The 18,411-nt window shown below is 35.8% G+C and carries 15 protein-coding genes, 2 pseudogenes and 1 riboswitch; of the genes and pseudogenes, 15 read left to right on the top strand and 2 right to left on the bottom strand.

Annotation, left to right across the window (positions count from 1 at the left end; all coding sequences use genetic code 11):
• Nucleotides 1–171: 171 nt before the first annotated feature.
• Genes AB1279_RS13010 through AB1279_RS12995 form a run of 4 tightly spaced genes read left to right on the top strand, consistent with a single transcriptional unit; the run spans nt 172 to nt 4,224 of the window.
• Entirely contained in the window at nt 172–1,047 is an 876-nt protein-coding gene (locus AB1279_RS13010) for an efflux RND transporter periplasmic adaptor subunit (RefSeq protein WP_429759199.1), read from the top strand.
• Nucleotides 1,047–1,736 (top strand): ABC transporter ATP-binding protein, encoded by a 690-nt coding sequence (locus AB1279_RS13005; protein ID WP_429759197.1) that lies wholly within the window; start codon nt 1,047–1,049, stop codon nt 1,734–1,736. The genes AB1279_RS13010 and AB1279_RS13005 overlap by 1 nt, the downstream gene beginning before the upstream one ends.
• Nucleotides 1,729–2,901, top strand: a complete 1,173-nt coding sequence (locus AB1279_RS13000; RefSeq protein WP_429759196.1) for an ABC transporter permease — start codon at nt 1,729–1,731, stop codon at nt 2,899–2,901. Before AB1279_RS13005 ends, AB1279_RS13000 begins: the two co-directional genes overlap by 8 nt.
• A gap of 45 nt (nt 2,902–2,946) precedes the next feature.
• Nucleotides 2,947–4,224 (top strand): alpha/beta hydrolase family protein, encoded by a 1,278-nt coding sequence (locus AB1279_RS12995; RefSeq protein ID WP_429759195.1) that lies wholly within the window; start codon nt 2,947–2,949, stop codon nt 4,222–4,224.
• 324 nt (nt 4,225–4,548) lie between these two features.
• Here the strand turns inward: AB1279_RS12995 and AB1279_RS12990 are convergent, their stop codons facing one another.
• Nucleotides 4,549–4,746: an IDEAL domain-containing protein gene (locus tag AB1279_RS12990; RefSeq protein ID WP_429759194.1), complete on the bottom strand. Its 198-nt coding sequence runs from the start codon at nt 4,744–4,746 to the stop codon at nt 4,549–4,551.
• A gap of 662 nt (nt 4,747–5,408) precedes the next feature.
• Nucleotides 5,409–5,786, bottom strand: a complete 378-nt coding sequence (locus AB1279_RS12985; protein ID WP_429759193.1) for a helix-turn-helix domain-containing protein — start codon at nt 5,784–5,786, stop codon at nt 5,409–5,411.
• Between the two features lie 182 nt (nt 5,787–5,968).
• Here AB1279_RS12985 and ansA point away from each other — a divergent pair, with 182 nt between their 5' ends.
• The 11 genes and pseudogenes from ansA to AB1279_RS12930 all read left to right on the top strand — a co-directional run bounded on the left by ansA (nt 5,969) and on the right by AB1279_RS12930 (nt 18,179).
• On the top strand, nt 5,969–6,970 hold the full coding sequence (gene ansA / locus AB1279_RS12980) for an asparaginase (protein WP_429759192.1): 1,002 nt from the start codon (nt 5,969–5,971) through the stop codon (nt 6,968–6,970).
• Between the two features lie 54 nt (nt 6,971–7,024).
• Nucleotides 7,025–8,455: an aspartate ammonia-lyase gene (aspA, locus tag AB1279_RS12975; protein WP_429759190.1), complete on the top strand. Its 1,431-nt coding sequence runs from the start codon at nt 7,025–7,027 to the stop codon at nt 8,453–8,455.
• A gap of 75 nt (nt 8,456–8,530) precedes the next feature.
• A complete protein-coding gene (gene malS / locus AB1279_RS12970) occupies nt 8,531–10,243 on the top strand; it encodes an oxaloacetate-decarboxylating malate dehydrogenase (protein WP_429759188.1) in 1,713 nt (570 codons plus the stop codon).
• A 445-nt stretch (nt 10,244–10,688) separates the two neighbouring features.
• Nucleotides 10,689–10,889 (top strand): annotated as a pseudogene (locus AB1279_RS12965) (group II intron reverse transcriptase/maturase); the annotation flags it as partial.
• An 80-nt stretch (nt 10,890–10,969) separates the two neighbouring features.
• Nucleotides 10,970–11,083 (top strand): annotated as a pseudogene (locus tag AB1279_RS12960) (DUF3967 domain-containing protein); the annotation flags it as partial.
• A gap of 424 nt (nt 11,084–11,507) precedes the next feature.
• A riboswitch (ZMP/ZTP riboswitch) is annotated at nt 11,508–11,587 on the top strand.
• Nucleotides 11,588–11,669: 82 nt separating this feature from the next.
• Entirely contained in the window at nt 11,670–12,566 is an 897-nt protein-coding gene (locus AB1279_RS12955; protein ID WP_429759186.1) for an NAD(P)-dependent oxidoreductase, read from the top strand.
• A 268-nt stretch (nt 12,567–12,834) separates the two neighbouring features.
• Nucleotides 12,835–13,122: a transposase gene (locus AB1279_RS12950; RefSeq protein WP_429759184.1), complete on the top strand. Its 288-nt coding sequence runs from the start codon at nt 12,835–12,837 to the stop codon at nt 13,120–13,122.
• Between the two features lie 357 nt (nt 13,123–13,479).
• Nucleotides 13,480–14,526: a flavin-containing monooxygenase gene (locus AB1279_RS12945; RefSeq protein ID WP_429759182.1), complete on the top strand. Its 1,047-nt coding sequence runs from the start codon at nt 13,480–13,482 to the stop codon at nt 14,524–14,526.
• A 394-nt stretch (nt 14,527–14,920) separates the two neighbouring features.
• Nucleotides 14,921–15,373, top strand: a complete 453-nt coding sequence (locus AB1279_RS12940; protein WP_429759180.1) for a VOC family protein — start codon at nt 14,921–14,923, stop codon at nt 15,371–15,373.
• A gap of 269 nt (nt 15,374–15,642) precedes the next feature.
• Nucleotides 15,643–16,122 (top strand): SRPBCC family protein, encoded by a 480-nt coding sequence (locus tag AB1279_RS12935; protein ID WP_429759178.1) that lies wholly within the window; start codon nt 15,643–15,645, stop codon nt 16,120–16,122.
• Between the two features lie 578 nt (nt 16,123–16,700).
• Nucleotides 16,701–18,179: an Lsa family ABC-F type ribosomal protection protein gene (locus tag AB1279_RS12930; RefSeq protein ID WP_429759176.1), complete on the top strand. Its 1,479-nt coding sequence runs from the start codon at nt 16,701–16,703 to the stop codon at nt 18,177–18,179.
• The last annotated feature ends 232 nt before the right edge of the window (nt 18,180–18,411 follow it).

Raw genomic sequence — 18,411 nt, 5'->3', positions numbered from 1 at the left:
ACGTCGATAAAAATCACTTTTTGTGCCTGACACTGCTTGTAGACTCTTTATACAAGCAATGTCAGGCACTATTTTTATTTTTGAAATTTTTTGTGGATTTTTTTGTAAGTTCATATTCAGTTCATATTGGAAATTTATATTGAGGCTACATCAAACATGGAGGTTAGTAAAATGAATACAAAGCAAAAGAGGAAGAGCAAGAAGAAGCTTGTAATTTGGAGCATGATTGGGGTGGTTATAATCGCACTGATTTCAGTGTTGGCTTTTTGGCCAAAAGGAAACGGTGATTTTCAAGAGGAGAAAGCTCAAACAAGTGACATTACAACTTACTATAGTTTTTCTGGTACAGTTGAAGCAAAAAATAAACAGAACATATCTAGTAATAAGGAAATGCATGTTGACGAAATAATCGTTAAAGAAGGAGATCAGATTAAAAAAGGAGATGTGTTATTGAAAAATGGAGTAGGGGAAGAAATAAAGGCCGAAATCGATGGTGAAGTTTCAAAAGTATATGTAAAAGGTAACACTCATGTATTGCCAGGGACCCAATTGATAGACATTGTGAATTTTGCTAATTTACAAACAAAGGTCAAAGTAGATGAATACGACCTGAAATATTTAAAGGTTGGCAATGAAGTAAATGTAACCATCAATGCACTTGAAAAAGAAATGAAGGGTACCATTTCAAACATTTCAAAAGAGGCAACAAACGAAAATGGGGTTTCTTATTTTATAGCAACGATTGACCTTAATAGCGATAATACAATTCGAGTAGGAATGAGTGCTGAGGCAAGAATACTGAAACAAAAAGCTGTTGGGGTCACGACCCTTTCAATGAACGCGGTCCAGTTTGATAGTAAAAATAAGCCATATGTTCTGATTCCATCAGAAAAAGGATTACCCACAAAAAAATATATTCACATCGGCATTAATAATGGAACCACAGTTGAGATTAAAGACGGAGTTGACGCTGGTGGTGCAGTGATGGTTTCTACTAAAGAAAAAGACAATTCCAATGCAACTATGATGCATGGAGGGAATCAATAATGGGTGAGCAAATTCTCAAAATGACTCAGATTATAAAAACGTACTACATGGGTGAGGAAGAACAAGTAGTTTTAAATAATATTAATCTAACCATTCATAGAGGAGATTTCGTTGCAATCTTGGGACCATCCGGTTCAGGAAAATCAACTTTGATGAATATTATTGGGTGTCTAGATTCGACTACAAGCGGTGAATATATTTTATCGAATCAAAAGGTTGATGAGCTTGAAGAATCGGAGCTTGCTGCAATCCGAAACAAGGAGATTGGATTTGTATTCCAACAGTTCCAACTCCTTCCGAGACTTAGTGCCATTCAAAATGTAGAGCTTCCACTTGTGTATGCTGGTGTAGCCGAAAAGGAACGTAAGAAAAGAGCACGTGATATGCTCATAAGGGTTGGACTTGGTGAAAAATTGCAAAATGGTCCCAATCAGCTTTCCGGTGGTCAGCAGCAGAGAGTGGCCATCGCAAGAGCAATGGTAACAGAACCAACGATTTTACTGGCTGATGAACCAACAGGAGCATTGGATCAAAAAACGGGTCATCAAATTATGGAGATTTTTCACGAGCTTCACGAAGAGGAAAAAACGATTATTATGATTACCCATGATATTGAAATCGCTAAACATGCAAACAGGATTGTAAAAATATTGGACGGAAAACTTAGGGAGGAGTACACACATGTTTAAGGAAAATATCAAGATGGCCTGGATGAATCTCATTCATAATAAAATGCGTTCTTTCCTGACTATGCTTGGAATTGTGATTGGTGTGGTTTCGATTATTGCTTTGATTACAATTGTTAAGGGTGCAATGAATGGGATGATGAGTGAGTTTTCTTCTTTCGGAACTGATAAAATAACCGTTCAGGCCATAGGGACTCCACTTAAGCATGGATTGATTGATAGTGACATACAAAAGTTGTCTGCCATTGAGCATGTTGATGGAGTTTCTCCTACGCTTACTGGAAAAACAACGATTGTCTATAATGGTAATGAAAAAAAAGATGTAGTAGTTCAAGGCAAAAATGATGTGTATTTTTCAAAAACGAAGAACCTGATTGAAACAGGAAGAGGTCTAAATAACCTTGATATAAATAGTAAAAATAAGGTGTGTCTGATTGGGTCCGATATTGCGAATGATTTGTTTTGGGGAGAGGATCTCATTGGTAAGAGGATTCAGATTGCCGGGGCGACCTACACCGTGATTGGCACGTTACAGAAATCGAATCATTTTTCTGAATCCTCAATAAATAATGCGGTGATCATTCCTTATACTACATCCATGAGCCTTCTTGGAACAGGATACATTTCGAGTGTGGATGTATATATGAGTGATTCAAATCAATCCGAAAAGATAACCAGCGATATCGAATCTGTATTAAACCAGGCTTTTAACTACAAAGACAAAAGTTTTACGATCATGAATATGCAGGATATGATCTCATCGTTCAATAAAATAACGACAATGCTATCGCTCATGCTTGGGGGCATTGCATCGATTTCGCTTATTGTCGGAGGAATTGGGATTATGAACATGATGCTTGTTTCAGTTACGGAAAGAACGACAGAAATTGGGCTAAGAAAGGCCCTAGGGGCAGAACCGAAACGGGTTCAACAGCAGTTTCTGCTAGAGGCGGTATTGCTGTCTCTTTTTGGTGGAACCATCGGATTCTTGCTGGGCACGTCCATTGCTCTTGTTGTATGTTCATTAATCGGAGCAAGTTTTGCACTTTCTTTATCAACTGTATTGTTAGCTCTTGGCTTCTCAGCAGCAATCGGTATTATTTTTGGAATTGCACCAGCGAGGAAAGCATCAAGGCTGAACCCGATTGATGCGCTAAGGAGTATTTAATAGCAAAAAAGAACAAATAAATTGATAAACGGGAGGAACAAACAAATGAAAAAAGTTATCGTTAGCACTTTAACAACATGTGCTTTACTTTCAAGTACAATCTCAGTGAATGCCCAAGTGATCAATGAAAAAGCAGCTCAAGCCACTCAACATCCTGCAAAGTTGGAAAATTCATTGGTGACTTTTCCAAAAACTACAGGTAAGCATCAAGTAGGTTCTACTACCTTTGATTGGACCGACTTTTCCAGAAAAGACTTTCTTGACCATAATAATAACCGGGAACTTATGGTTCAAGCTTGGTATCCGATTGATAGCAATGACCGCAAGGGTAAGGAAATGGAGCCTTATATCCCTGCGACTATAAACGCAATCAATCAGATGGCAACTACTAATAAATTTGGTGAACTTTTTGTTGGTGTCAATAACGTAAACACTCAAGTGTATAAAGAGGGAGTGCTATCAAGTAAAGAAGATAAATATCCAATTGTTTTATTTTCGCATGGTTTTGGCTTGGGTAACTGGAATTATCAATGGCTTACTCGTGAACTGGCAAGTCAAGGATTCATTGTATTCAGTATTGATCATACGCACTTTAGCGCTGGAACTGAATTTAATGATGGGCGGTTTATTCCGATTAACCCTCAATATATTAATGAAATCCCGAATCTCACAGAATATGATAATAGAATTAATAATATATGGGTAAAAGATTTACAGTTTGTTATACACCAGTTGGATACATTAAACAAAACGGATAAGAATTTTAGGCACAGACTGGATTTGGATAAAATTGCGGCAATTGGACATTCAATGGGAGGGGCTACAGCAGCAAGAGCTTTGCAGGTTGAACCTAAAATTAAATCTGCAATAAATATGGATGGGGCTTTCTTTGGACTGACAGGCCCAGGCAGTATGACAAAGCCATTTGCATTTATTGCAACTGAAAATACTGAAATGTGGTTTAATGGAAGAGTTGAACAACCACTACCATCAGGACTAGATTCACAGACAGTGCAAGAAATAAGAGATATGTTCAAAGTGACTAATGACAGATACAAACAAGCAGTTTCAGGCCCGGCATACGATATTACGATAGCGGGTGGAGCAGTACACGGCAGCTTCACAGATTTGCCTTTGTTGAGACCATATCTTACCGGAACACCTTATGACGATGACAGTACATTACCACCGAACCCTGAGCATGTTTATGAATTGAGTAATCATGTTATATTATCGTTTCTTGAAAAAACTCTTAATGGTAAAAAGAATACGATACTCGATCGTGAAAATGTAAATATACCGGATTTGACGATTGTTCAATAGTTGGGGTACCGCCCCATGTCCATCAACTTAAGAATTTTATAACACCCCAAAACGAAAAAAATGAGCTAAATTCTCATAAATAACTGCAAAATAATAAAATTTTTGTTTTGGGGGTACTACAAAACCTTAGCTTGATAGCAATGTGGTGCTACCCCTGATAGAAGAATCGATTATTCAAGAAAAAATGAAATTAGCATAAACACAACATGAATGTAGATTTCCTCTAATTAAATAGAAAGGGAAGAAGTAAAAACACTTCTTCCCTGTCCTGTTATGGTTTTATCCATTTTATCTTAAAATCATACTGATAGACATAAATTATTTTTAAGAAATACTTTTTAATTCCTCTGTTAATCGTAGGAATTCTTCCTTGTTTCGATTTTGTAGTGATCGTTCGATTTCCTTTTGGATTTGCTCTTTTCGGAAATCATGAATGGCTTTGTCTAAAACCATTTCAGCAAATAGAGAATCCATGACGTTTACTTCAGATTGTGCTGGTGTATTAAGTAAATGCTTTTTCATAGGAAATCAACTCCTTAACCTTTTTTTTATTATACCAAAAATTTACGACTATTCAAACTATTTTGTTAATTTATAACATACAGTAAAAGCAGGAGATACTCCTGCTTTTGTCACCAAATTATTTTACCTAAGGTAAAAATCTTCCGTTTCCTTCCCCTAATATAAGCCTGCTCCATTGATTCTTGGTTCAGTATTATTCTAAATCATCCGCAAAACTCAATGCTGCATTATCCTTTCGTTTTAAATGTTTTTCCAAATAAATTTGTATTGTGAGGATATAGTCATGTGCCAGTGTACGTTGTATTTTCGTAATCTCGACTCTTCTAGATGCAGCTGCTATCGCAAAAAAATGATGAAATCAGCACGTGAAGATAATTCTGTAAGTGGAGAAATTATGAGACGCCTATTTCAAATGGGGAAGGAATAATTATTAGGACAGCATAGCTTACACTAAGATAAAAAAGAAAAGTATCTATTTAGAAATAGATACTTTTCTTTTTTATACGTAAAATAACAAAAAAGTAATCTATAAATATAAAGTTAATAAAATAAATTTTGATTAATACTATTCCCATATTAATCGCATACATGCCGTTTACAAATAAATTGTATAAGTACTTCAAAGTTTAAAGAATACAATGTCGTTCTTTCTTATTCTTTATTCAATTTTCAAATGTTGATACAATATTTTCTAGTCTTTTGGAACTTAGTTCACGTTTACTTCTCACAAAAGCAATAAAGTCAATTATTTCTTCAGTTGATAGTACTTCTCCGTCTATTGCAAGTGTTTGATCTGGATCTTTCAGTAGTTTTGTAATATCAATTATATCTTTGTTTTGATGTGAATTTTCAGTTCGGCCTATTATATAATCTACGGATGTATCAAATAAATCTGCAATTTTGGATAAAGATTGTAATGAAGGCAATCTATAACCATTTTCATACCCAGCATAGGTGCTTTTTGCAATCCCAAGTCGATCTGCTGTATCTTGTAAGGACCATTTTCGATTTTTTCTTAATTCAGATAAACGTTCCAGCATTCGTCTCATACCCCATCTATTTTTATTAAATCAATTATAACATAAGAAAATAATCAAAAACAGAAAAAGTACGCGTATTGAGTACGAAACCTTGATTATTTCAAATTAAGTTCTATAATGATAATTATAAATACGCATTTCGCGAACGATGTATAGTTGTTTATTTTATGGAGGTGTTTTGTATGAAGAGAATTTTATTACTTGCAACTGGTGGAACAATTGCATCTGTGGAGGGAAATGAAGGGCTTGTTCCAGGATTATCAGCTGAGGAATTGTTGAATTATTTTTCAAAGTCATCCCAAAACTTAGAAATAGATTGCAAAATCTTAATGAATATTGATAGTACCAATATGCAGCCTGAGCATTGGATAGAAATAGCTAATGCTGTTTTTAATCATTATGATGATTACGACGGGTTTGTGATTACACATGGGACAGATACGTTAGCCTATACATCTTCTGCGCTTTCTTATATGCTTCAAGGTTTAAGAAAACCAGTTGTTTTAACAGGCTCACAAGTACCTATCAGTTTTAAAAAGACAGACGCAAAGAAAAATGTAGCTGATGCCCTTAGATTTTCCTGTGAGGATGTTGGCGGTGTGTTTATTGTTTTTGATAGTCGGGTCATTATTGGGACAAGAGCCGTTAAAATGCGAACAAAAAGTTATGATGCGTTTGAAAGTGTGAATTATCCATATGTTGCTGAAGTAAATGAAAATGAAGTGAAATATCATTGGAAGCCAACTTCTATTCATAATGAATTCTCAGTAAATACTAATTTATGTACAGATGTTTTTCTTATGAAATTGTATCCAGGTACAAAACCGGAGATATTTGATTGTCTAAAAGATTTGTATAAAGGAATCATTATTGAAAGCTTTGGTAACGGTGGATTACCTTTTGAAGGAAGGAACTTGCTTTCGAAAATTCAAGAACTGTCTGAAATGGGGATTGCTGTAGTAATTACTACTCAATGCTTGGAAGAAGGAGAAGATATACTTCTCTATGAAGTAGGGAGGAAAGTGGCGCAGCATCAAGTAATATTATCAGGAGATATGAATACCGAAGCCATCATAGCAAAATTGATGTGGACGCTTGGAAAAACTAATAAATTAGAAGAAATTAAAGAGATTATTGAAACACCTTTAGCATATGATTTAACACTTAAATCTGACGATAATTGATAATGGATTCATCTGTTTTTTTCGGCTGTACATTTAATATAGGGAGAAATTAACATGTTAACTACAAATAAGAACATGCGAGTTGAGAAGGATTTTTTGGGATCAAAGGAAGCACCTACCAAGGCATATTATGGAATTCAAACTTTACGTGCTGTTGAAAATTTTCCAATCACAGGTTACAAAATTCATGAAGGCTTAATTAAAGCGTTTGCAATTGTAAAGAAAGCCGCAGCTCTTGCAAATACAGATGTAGGAAGATTGGAATTGAATAAGGGAAAAGCAATTGCAGAAGCTGCTCAAGAAATTCTAGATGGAAAATGGCACGATCATTTCATCGTCGATCCAATTCAGGGCGGTGCAGGTACTTCAATGAACATGAACGCAAATGAAGTCATTGCCAATCGTGCTCTTGAATTATTAGGAATGGAAAAGGGAGACTATCATTATATTAGTCCAAATAGCCATGTGAATATGGCACAATCAACAAACGATGCATTCCCAACAGCGATTCATATCGCAACATTAAATGCGTTAGAAGGCCTATTACAAACGATGGGTTATATGCATGATGTATTTGAATTAAAAGCAGAACAGTTCGATCATGTTATTAAAATGGGTCGTACACATTTACAAGATGCTGTGCCGATTCGTCTTGGACAAGAGTTTAAAGCGTATTCTCGTGTACTTGAACGTGATATGAAACGTATTAAGCAATCACGTCAACATTTATATGAAGTAAACATGGGAGCAACTGCAGTTGGTACAGGGTTAAATGCAGATCCGGAATATATTGAAGCAGTTGTAAAACATCTTGCTACGATTAGTGAATTACCGCTTGTTGGTGCGGAAGATTTAGTAGATGCAACGCAAAATACTGATGCGTACACTGAAGTATCTGCAGCATTAAAAGTATGTATGATGAACATGTCTAAAATTGCGAATGACCTTCGCTTAATGGCATCAGGTCCACGCGTTGGCTTAGCGGAAATTATGCTACCAGCTCGTCAACCAGGTTCTTCTATTATGCCAGGGAAAGTAAACCCTGTTATGCCAGAAGTTATTAACCAAATTGCGTTCCAAGTAATTGGTAACGATCATACAATTTGCCTTGCTTCAGAAGCAGGACAATTAGAATTAAACGTTATGGAACCAGTACTTGTTTTCAACTTACTTCAATCTATTAGCATTATGAATAATGGTTTCCGTGCCTTTACAGATAATTGCTTAATAGGAATTGAAGCGAATGAAAATCGTTTAAAAGAATACGTTGAGAAGAGTGTAGGAATTATTACAGCCGTGAACCCTCATGTCGGTTATGAAGCAGCAGCTCGTGTTGCGAAAGAAGCAATTGCAACAGGTCAATCCGTTCGAGAACTTTGTGTGAAAAATGGTGTATTGTCACAAGAAGACTTAGAGTTAATTCTAGATCCATTTGAAATGACACACCCAGGGATTGCAGGAGCAACTCTTTTAAAGAAAAATTAAAAAAAGAGGGGGGACAAGCCCCTCTTCTTTGTTTGAAATATAGAAATGCCATATATAAATAGAGGTAGGGATGTTATGAGTAAGTTTACAGTAGGTTCTAATGGTTCATTAGAAACGACATTAAGAGGAGTAGAAGTATTATCAACACCACTTTTAAATAAAGGGGTAGCTTTCACGCAAGAGGAAAGAGAAGAGTTAGGTTTAAAAGGGTTATTACCGCCAGCGGTTTTAACGTTAGAAGAACAAGCACGCCGAGCATATGAACAATTTAGTTCTCAGCCAGATGATTTATTAAAGAATGTATACTTAACTGCGTTACATGATCGAAATGAAGTATTATTTTATCGTATATTAACAGATCATTTACGTGAAATGTTACCAATTGTATATACACCAACTGTTGGTGTAGCAATTCAAAGATATAGTCATGAATACCGTAAACCGCGTGGGGTTTATTTATCAATTAACGATCCATCAGGTATTGAAGATGCATTTGCAAATATCGGTGCAACAGCTGAAAACATTGATTTAGTCGTTGTAACAGATGGAGAAGGTATATTAGGAATTGGTGATTGGGGTGTTGGTGGAATTAACATCGCGATTGGGAAATTAGCTGTATATACGGCCGCAGTTGGAATCGATCCTAGCCGTGTATTACCGGTAATTTTAGATGTAGGTACAAATCGTGAGGAATTATTAAACAATCCATTTTATATTGGAAATCGTCACCCTCGTATAACAGGTGAAGCTTACGATGAATTTATTGATACATTTGTACAAGCGGTAAATAAACAATTCCCGAAAGCACTTTTACATTGGGAAGACTTCAGTTCCCGAAATGCACGAAAAATTTTAGATAAATATCGTCATGACGTTTGTACATTTAATGATGATATTCAAGGTACAGGGGCAGTTTCACTTGCTGCCGTATTATCGGCAGTAAAAGCTTCGGGTGTACCGTTAAGTGAGCATTGTGTCGTTGTGTTTGGTGCTGGTACGGCTGGAATCGGTATCGCAGATCAAGTAAGAGATGCACTGGTTCGTGCGGGCTTATCAGACGAAGAATCTCATAATCGTTTCTGGTGTATCGACCGTAACGGATTAATTACAGATAATATGGAAGATCTTCTTGATTTCCAAATTCCATATGCAAGAAAAGAAGTTGAAGTAAGTGAGTGGAAACAAAATGATGTGATCGGACTTGCTGAAGTTGTGAAACATGTAAAACCGACAGTTTTAATTGGTACATCTACTGTTGCGGGCGCATTTAAAGAGGAAATTATTAAAGAAATGGCTTCTCACGTAGAAAGACCAATCATTTTACCGATGTCGAATCCAACGTCACTTGCGGAAGCGAAACCAGCAGATTTAATCGAGTGGACAGAAGGAAGAGCGTTAGTTGCAACAGGAAGTCCGTTTGAACCGGTTACATATAACGGTGTAACGTATGTGATTGGACAGTCAAATAACGCACTTATTTTCCCGGGACTAGGTCTTGGAACAATCGTTGTACGTGCAAGCGTCATGACGGACGGAATGTTCACAGCAGCTGCTGAAGCAGTTGCAAGTATGGTGGATACAAGTAAGCCAGGATCACCTATTTTGCCAGAAGTTGAAGAGTTACGTAATATTTCGGAAATGGTTGCAATTGAAGTAGCGAAAGTTGCAGTTGCAGAAGGTGTTGCTAGAGAGAACTTAAGTGATAACGATATCAAGATTGCAGTGAAAGAAGTAATGTGGAAGCCTGAGTATCGTCAAATAAAAGCGATAGAAAAGGTTAGAATATAGAAATAAAGCCCGTTTAAATAATAGGCGATACCGCCCCATGCCCATCAAGTTAAGCTTATATAAGTTTAACTTGATGGGCTTTTTTTTCTCTAAAAATCTATTAAAAAAAGTAATTCATGAATTCTACTCTCTTCGTTGGCAAATTGGCGTGTCCAGATAGGGACACATTATCTAGTTGGTGAAAGTCCAATCGGGAGAATAGACTCCACTTCCGTAGCCTGAGAGGCGCCATGAAGCGAAATCGAAATGGTGAAGCCCTCGACACCCGATGAAGAAACCTCATCGAGGAGACCATCTCTATAACCGCGATCGGGAAATGAGACCGGTAGGTGTCAGGGTGGCAGAACGGATCGTAGTACCAGAAATCTGCGTGCAGCAAAACGCGTTGGGAGGGAAGGGTCCGAACCTGTAAATATTTCGTATGACCAAAGGAGGCAAGGGTGCCATGACAAAAACACCTATTACTTTGCAGGAACTAAGGCGACGAATCTATCAAAAGGCGAAGTCTGAGCCTACGCATCGGTTTTGGGGACTATTTCCCCACATTACCAAACTAACGCCCCTCCATGAAGCATATCAGCACGCGAGGAAAAACGGCGGTGCTCCGGGTATCGACGGCCAAAGCTTTACTGATATAGAACTAGAATGAGTACTTAAAAGAAATAATTCATAATCAGGAAAAAAACAAGCTTAAATAGAACATGAACGTTTGACAAAGAAAGTAAGCGTGATGAACAGCTTATGTCACTTATTCGTGATATGCAGGAAACAAAGAAAATCATTGCGGCCACAGAACAACAAAAGAACAACATATTTGGCTGGTTTCGGCGCAAAAAATAAGGCATGCATGGAGATATCATGCATGCCTTGATCCCAAGAGGGTACATTATTACTTTATTCAGGATCAAAATTACATTTCGCACATTTAAAGTATACTATAGCATAAGTTAATTCCTAATGTTTTCCTGATATTTTCATGCAAGATTTTATACAATTTCGGATTGGGAAATAAAACGGTAAGGATACTAAAATCCTTGCTGTTTCTGTATTGCATAAAAACATGCATAACCTGAAATTTCATAGACTGTACAAATTATAGGAATAATGCGAGTTTGGGGCGTAGGAGAATTACTGATAATGGTATGTTATGTTAATCGAATATGTATAGAATATTCATTGTTCTTCTTTCCCTTTTTCTTGTAGGGTATTAATCCGAATATTTGATTTTTTTTGTATACTGGTTTATACTCAGTCTAATTATAATTCCTCTATACGTAACTGGCGAAGCGTGGAGTACCACGAGGAAGCGTATAGTTCATATAGTCGTACGCCTGGGCAAAAGTATTTGATTGTAAGTAACATAACAATCAAATACTTTTTTGTTTTTGAGAATGATTAAAAACAAAAATAGGAGATGAAGTAAAGTATGTATAATACTAAAAATGCAATCATCGGATTTATTGGTACAGGTGTTATGGGAAAAAGTATGGTCACCCACCTTATAAAGGCAGGATATACAGTTTTAGTTTATAATCGAACTCCTGCCCGTTCTCAAGAGTTAATAGAAAATGGTGCCATTTGGAAAGAAACTGTAGCTGAGATTGCTGCTCAAGCGAATATTATTATTACAATGGTGGGTTACCCGAAAGATGTAGAGGGAATTTATTTCGGGGAAAAAGGGATTTTACACCACGCTAAACCAGGTACATATGTTATCGATATGACTACATCAAGTCCTATTTTAGCGCAAAATATTTACGAAATAGCCCGTGAGAAGGGAATTTATACATTGGATGCCCCTGTGTCAGGGGGAGATATTGGGGCCAAAAAAGCAACTTTAGCCATTATGGTAGGAGGAGAACAACAAGATTTTAATGCAATGAAACCTATATTTGAGCTAATGGGAACTAATATTATCTTACAAGGAAAAGCTGGGGCAGGACAACATACGAAAATGTGTAATCAAATTGCTATTGCTTCAAATATGATAGGGGTTTGTGAAGCAATGGTATACGCTAAGCAAGCAGGTCTTGATCCAAAAGATGTATTAAGAAGTATTGAAACAGGAGCAGCAGGAAGTTGGTCTCTTAGTAATCTAGCTCCTCGGATGATTAATGGAGATTTTGAACCAGGATTTTATATTAAACATTTTATAAAGGATATGAGAATTGCTCTTGAATCAGCAAAAGAAATGGGATTATCAACACCAGGATTACAATTAGCTAAATCATTATATGATGAGCTCGCTGACAAAGGAGCAGAAGAAAATGGAACCCAAGCATTATACAAACTATTAAATAAACAACCTTTACATAAATCTTAGTAACTCTAATATAAAATTTATTTACTAGAAAAGAAAATACTCCAAGCAAGTGGTTCCTTATATGATGATAATACTGGGTAGGATGGCACGAGTGGCTATCAAGGTATCTGGCGTAGGTGGGGCCGATACTAGGGACAAGGGAGAAATATTGCTTTTTTACTATTATAAAACTCTATATATATTATAAAGAAAAGTGGAAAAGGAACTGACTTATGAACTGCACCCCAATTGTTAGACACGAACTAACAATTGGAGGTGCAGTTTTCTTATGGCCAAATATTCTTTAGAAACAAAATTAGCGGCAGTTCATGCTTACCAGAGTGGTGTAGAATTTTTTAAAACAGTAGCTGAAAAATATAGTGTAAATATATCGATGCTAAAGAAATGGGTAGCTAGGTTTAGAGAACACAGATTAGAAGGATTTCCAAAGGCGTATACAAATTATTCAATTGAGTTTAAAATGGACGTGCTTAATTATATGAACGAAACAGGAGCGTCCATTTCAGAAACTACTACAGTCTTTAATATTCCTGGCCTTAACACTGTCTGGGAATGAAAGAATTTATTTGATACACAAGGGATTGACGCTCTTCAATCAAAGAAAAAGGGGCGTCCATCTATGAACAATAAAAAGGAGAACAATCATTTAGTCGAAGGATCAAAAGAAACGCTTGCTTGCAGTAAATTCACGATTGAGTCGATTTTCAGCGACATATTGCACATATGAGGGAACATGAAAATTATCTTTTTATATAACTGTTATGATGTTTGTTATAATGAAAGGTATTTTACAAATAGTTGGATAAAAATTCCTTGACGTGTTAAAAGGAAATGTTATAATTAACGAAAACATATGAATATATGAACAATTATTCATATGTTATTTTTAAAAATTGGTAGTGAAGGTGAAGATATGTTAGATGTTATTGTGATTGGTGCTGGGCAAGCTGGATTAAGTATGGGGTATTATTTACAACAAGAAGGATATGATTTTGTAATACTTGATGGAGAAAAACGAATTGGAGATTCATGGAGAAACAGGTATGATTCTTTGATTTTATTTACACCTAAATCATATAGCTCACTGCCAGGAATGAAATTAGAGGGAGATGAAAATGCATTTCCTACAAAAGATGAAATTGCAGACTATCTTGAAACATATGCTAACCATTTTTTGTTACCAGTACAAGTAGAAACAACTGTACATAAAGTACAGAAAATAAAAAATACATTTGAAGTATCTACCGATAAGGGAGTATTTCATTCCAAACATGTTATCATTGCATCTGGTGCTTTTCAGAAATCGTTCATTCCCTCAATTTCTCAAAGTCTGTCGCAAGAAATATTTCAAATTCATTCGTCTCAATATCAATCACCAGAGACGATTCCAGATGGTCCTGTCCTCGTGGTAGGGGGAGGGAATTCTGGTACACAAATTGCGACTGAACTTGCAGAAAGTCGCGATGTAACCATTTCTATTAGCCATCCACTTAAATTTTTACCACTTAAAATCATGGGAAAAAGCATTTTTCACTGGTTGGAAAGGGTGGGTCTTTTATATGCAGGAAATACTACGAAGCGCGGATCATGGTTTCAAAAACAAAGTGACCCTATTTTTGGCCTTGAATTGAAGCATCTGATTCGTGAAGGGAAAGTTGAAACCAAACCGCGGGTGATACAAACACAGGGAAGTGAAATAACTTTTAGCGATCATAGTAAAAGAAACGTAAAAAATATAATATGGTCAACAGGTTTTGTTCCTGACTACAAATGGATAGATATAGAAGGAATTTTAAATGAAAAAGGATTTCCTCTTCACAAAAGGGGGGTAAGTCCGATTCGAGGTTTGTATTATATTGGATTACCTTGGCAGCATCATAGAGGCTCGGCGCTTATCTGTGGAGTAGGAAAGGATGCTGAGTTCTTAAGTTTGGTTATAAAAAATATGAAACATGATTAAGGTTGAACTTAGTCAAAGACAGTATCGTTCACTAAGCTATTAAAATGTTAGGATGCCGAAAAAATTTGGAAAAATAGAAGGTGGATAAGCATTATGGTTCTGGTGCAAAAACTTCAAGATAATTTCAATTAATCTCCAAATCTTGGGTATAGTTTTTGCAATGAGTTTTGGGAGGAGTTTTCGACAAAAAAACATCAAAAATTGATGAATATCCGAATGTCCCAAAAATAATCGTTTTTGGGAATTGTTGAGTACCTTAGAGTAGTAAAATCAACGTTTTCTTATGTCTAATTTTGCTTAGCGTATATTATCGTTAAAATGTTGGCGGTACGCCTAATAGAATAATTATGAAGGTGATCAGATAATAAATTTTTACACATAAGGAGATAAAAATATGGCAAAAAACAAATTACTAAGAATGGACAATGTCGGCATCGTTGTAGAATCCCTTGATGACGCAATCTCTTTCTTCGAGGAGATTGGCTTGAACCTCGAAGGGCGAACCACTGTCGAAGGTGAATGGGCTGGTCGCGTAACCGGACTGGGTTCTCAGTGTGTAGAGATTGCTATGATGGTTACCCCAGATGGCCACAGCCGAATTGAACTTTCGCGATTTCTCACCCCACCTACTATATCAGATCACCGGACTGCTCCTGTAAACGCCCTTGGTTATCTACGCGTCATGTTCACCGTTGAAGACATTGACGAAATGGTATCCAGACTCACTAAGTATGGTGCTCAGCTCGTTGGCGAAGTGGTTCAGTATGAAGACTCGTATCGGCTCTGCTACATTCGTGGAACCGAAGGACTTCTAATCGGTTTGGCGGAACAACTCGGCAACAAATAAGGGGTACCGCCAGCATTTTGGAAATAAACCACGTTAAGAATATTTTGATACAACACAACAGGTTCTGTTAAAAAGTTTGAAAAAACATAAATTAGATTGGTAAATGAGGAAAAAGGATTAGGAAGTAGCTAGTAATTGCTGAAGTTCATTGTATGTTGAAAAAGCGGAGTCTCTTTGCAGAAATTGATAACTGGTTAGAACCTTATCGAAAGTACTGGTCAGACAAGTTAGATATGCTAGAACAATTATTAGATGAGGAGGAGTAATGTATGCTAGCAGTTGTAAAGAAGTTTGAGGATGGGTATGTAGCCACATATAATCGACCACTACATCATTCAGTTGAAAAGGTTTGGGCCACATTAACTGAAAATGGGAAATTGGAAAAATGGATGTCAAACTTACAAGTTGTAGACCTTCGAAAAGGCGGAGTGATTAAGTTCAATATGAACGATGGGACAGGGAAATCTATTGATATTTCGATTATAGATTTCAAAGAACTGGAATACTTGCAGTACAAATGGGGAGAAGGTTGGGTTCGATTTGAGTTATTTCCAAAAGATGATGGTTGTTTATTAGTATTAAAAGAATATATTCCTACCCTGAGTGATCATACTTCAAAAGATTTAGCTGGATGGCATGTATGTCTAGATATGTTCAGTACTTTACTGGACGGTCAATATATGGACTTTCCAAAAGGTGAATGGAAAAAATGGCATGAGAAGTATGGAAGGATAATTAAACAATTATAGTGAATTAATTAATCGATCCTTAATAAATGGGCACAATCCTTATTAGAAGATTGTGCCTAAAAAATATAAAAAAGGATAACGAAGAAAATACTCCTTTTCTCTAAAACCAAGCTTTTGTCTCATTTACTAATACAACATTATCATGCTACAATATTCCTACTAATGACAGAAAGGATGATGGGTGGACGATGATTAACTAATCTTATTTTTAAATGTTGAAATTGGATATTTTAAATTTCAAATTATAAAAAATAGGATTAGTCTACCCATTTTTCATAATAAAGTAAAGCTATTTAATAAAGTAGCTTAATTGGGTATCAATAATATAAATGACTAATCCTGCCAAATTTAATTGGGAGGATTTTTTATTCTCTTATAGGTAAGTTGATATTTATTAATCCGTAACTGTACCTAACAAATAAAGGAGAGAGAAAAATGAGGAATTCAGACACTATTGTTACACATGTAATGCTCTATATAAGTCGTTAATATCCATCAAACTTATATGGAGGAATTAAAAAATTGATGGATATTCCGACTTTATATGAAAAGTGCTGATATATAAAGGAGGAATTATTATGTCAATGATAAAAGTTCAAGACTTAACTTTTTCATACCCAGGTAGCTTTGATAATATTTTTGAAGGTGTAAACTTTCAAATAGATACGGATTGGAAACTGGGGTTTATTGGTAGAAACGGACGAGGTAAAACGACATTCTTTAATTTATTATTAGGGAATTATGAGTATAGTGGGAAAATCATTTCTTCGGTAGAATTTAATTATTTCCCTTATCCAGTTTCGGATAAGAACAAGTTCACTCATGAAATCCTTGAAGAAATTTGTCCCCAAGCAGAAGATTGGGAATTTCTGCGTGAAATATCCTATTTAAATGTTGATGCCGAGGCCATGTATCGACCATTTAAAACATTATCAAATGGAGAACAAACAAAGGTGTTGCTTGCTGCACTGTTTTTGAATGAGGGTCAATTTCTATTAATTGATGAGCCAACAAACCATCTAGACACTGATGCACGAAAGATGGTCTCTGATTATCTAAGGAAGAAAAAAGGGTTTATCTTGATTTCACATGACAGAATCTTTTTAGATGGATGTGTTGACCATATCTTATCTATAAATAGAGCAAATATTGAAGTGCAAAGTGGTAACTATTCTTCTTGGAAGTTAAATTTTGATAGACAGCAGGAACACGAAGAGGCTACAAATGAGCGTCTACAAAAAGACATAGGGAGATTAAAACAGTCTTCAAAGCGTTCAGCAGATTGGTCTCATCAAGTGGAAGCTTCCAAAAATGGAACAAGGAATTCAGGATCTAAGTTAGATAAGGGTTTTGTAGGACATAAAGCGGCTAAGATGATGAAGAGAGCGAAGAACCTTGAATCAAGGCAACAAAAAGCTATTGAAGAAAAGTCAAAATTACTAAAAAATGTCGAGAAGACTGAGTCGTTAAAATTAGAACAATTGAAATTTCAGTCAAATGAATTGGTTGTTTTGGCTGATGTGTCTGTTAAGTATGATGACCAAATAGTGAATGAGCCAATTCGCTTCATAGTTGAACAAGGGGATCGAATTATACTTGATGGAAAGAATGGAAGCGGGAAAAGTAGTATCCTAAAACTAATTCTAGGAGATCCAATACAGCATACAGGCTCAGTTAATTTAAGTTCAGGACTCATCATTTCCTATGTCCAACAAGATACTTCTCATTTGAAGGGATTGTTATCGGACTTTATTGAAGAGCACGAGATTGATGAGACGTTATTTAAATCCATCCTACGTAAGATGGATTTTGACCGAATTCAATTTGAGAAAGATATATCTCATTATTCTGGTGGACAAAAGAAAAAGCTGCTTATCGCTAAAAGTTTATGTGAAAAAGCTCATTTATATATATGGGATGAACCATTAAATTTTATTGATATTTATTCGCGTATGCAGATTGAAGAGCTTATTCAACAATTTAATCCTACAATGGTTATTGTTGAGCATGATAAGGCATTTCAACAAACAGTTGCAACAAAAACTATATCTATATAGTTCAAAATGAATGATTGAAGATATAATCAGTAAATCAAGTCATTAAACTATAGGGCGCTTTAATGGAGTGATGAAAAAAGCCTAATTTCTCTACAATAAATTGAGAAATTAGGCTTTTTAATAGGAAAAGTAGGATACATATTAACAGAATACACTCATAAATGGGAATATGATATAAGACCATAAGGTTTTCCTACTGTTAAAGAAGATGCTTAGGTTTGAATGATACAGG

Source organism: Bacillus sp. S14(2024) (assembly GCF_050473785.1).
Classification (GTDB): domain Bacteria; phylum Bacillota; class Bacilli; order Bacillales; family Bacillaceae_G; genus Bacillus_A; species Bacillus_A yunxiaonensis.
This window is presented reverse-complemented; position numbering and strand designations above follow the sequence as displayed.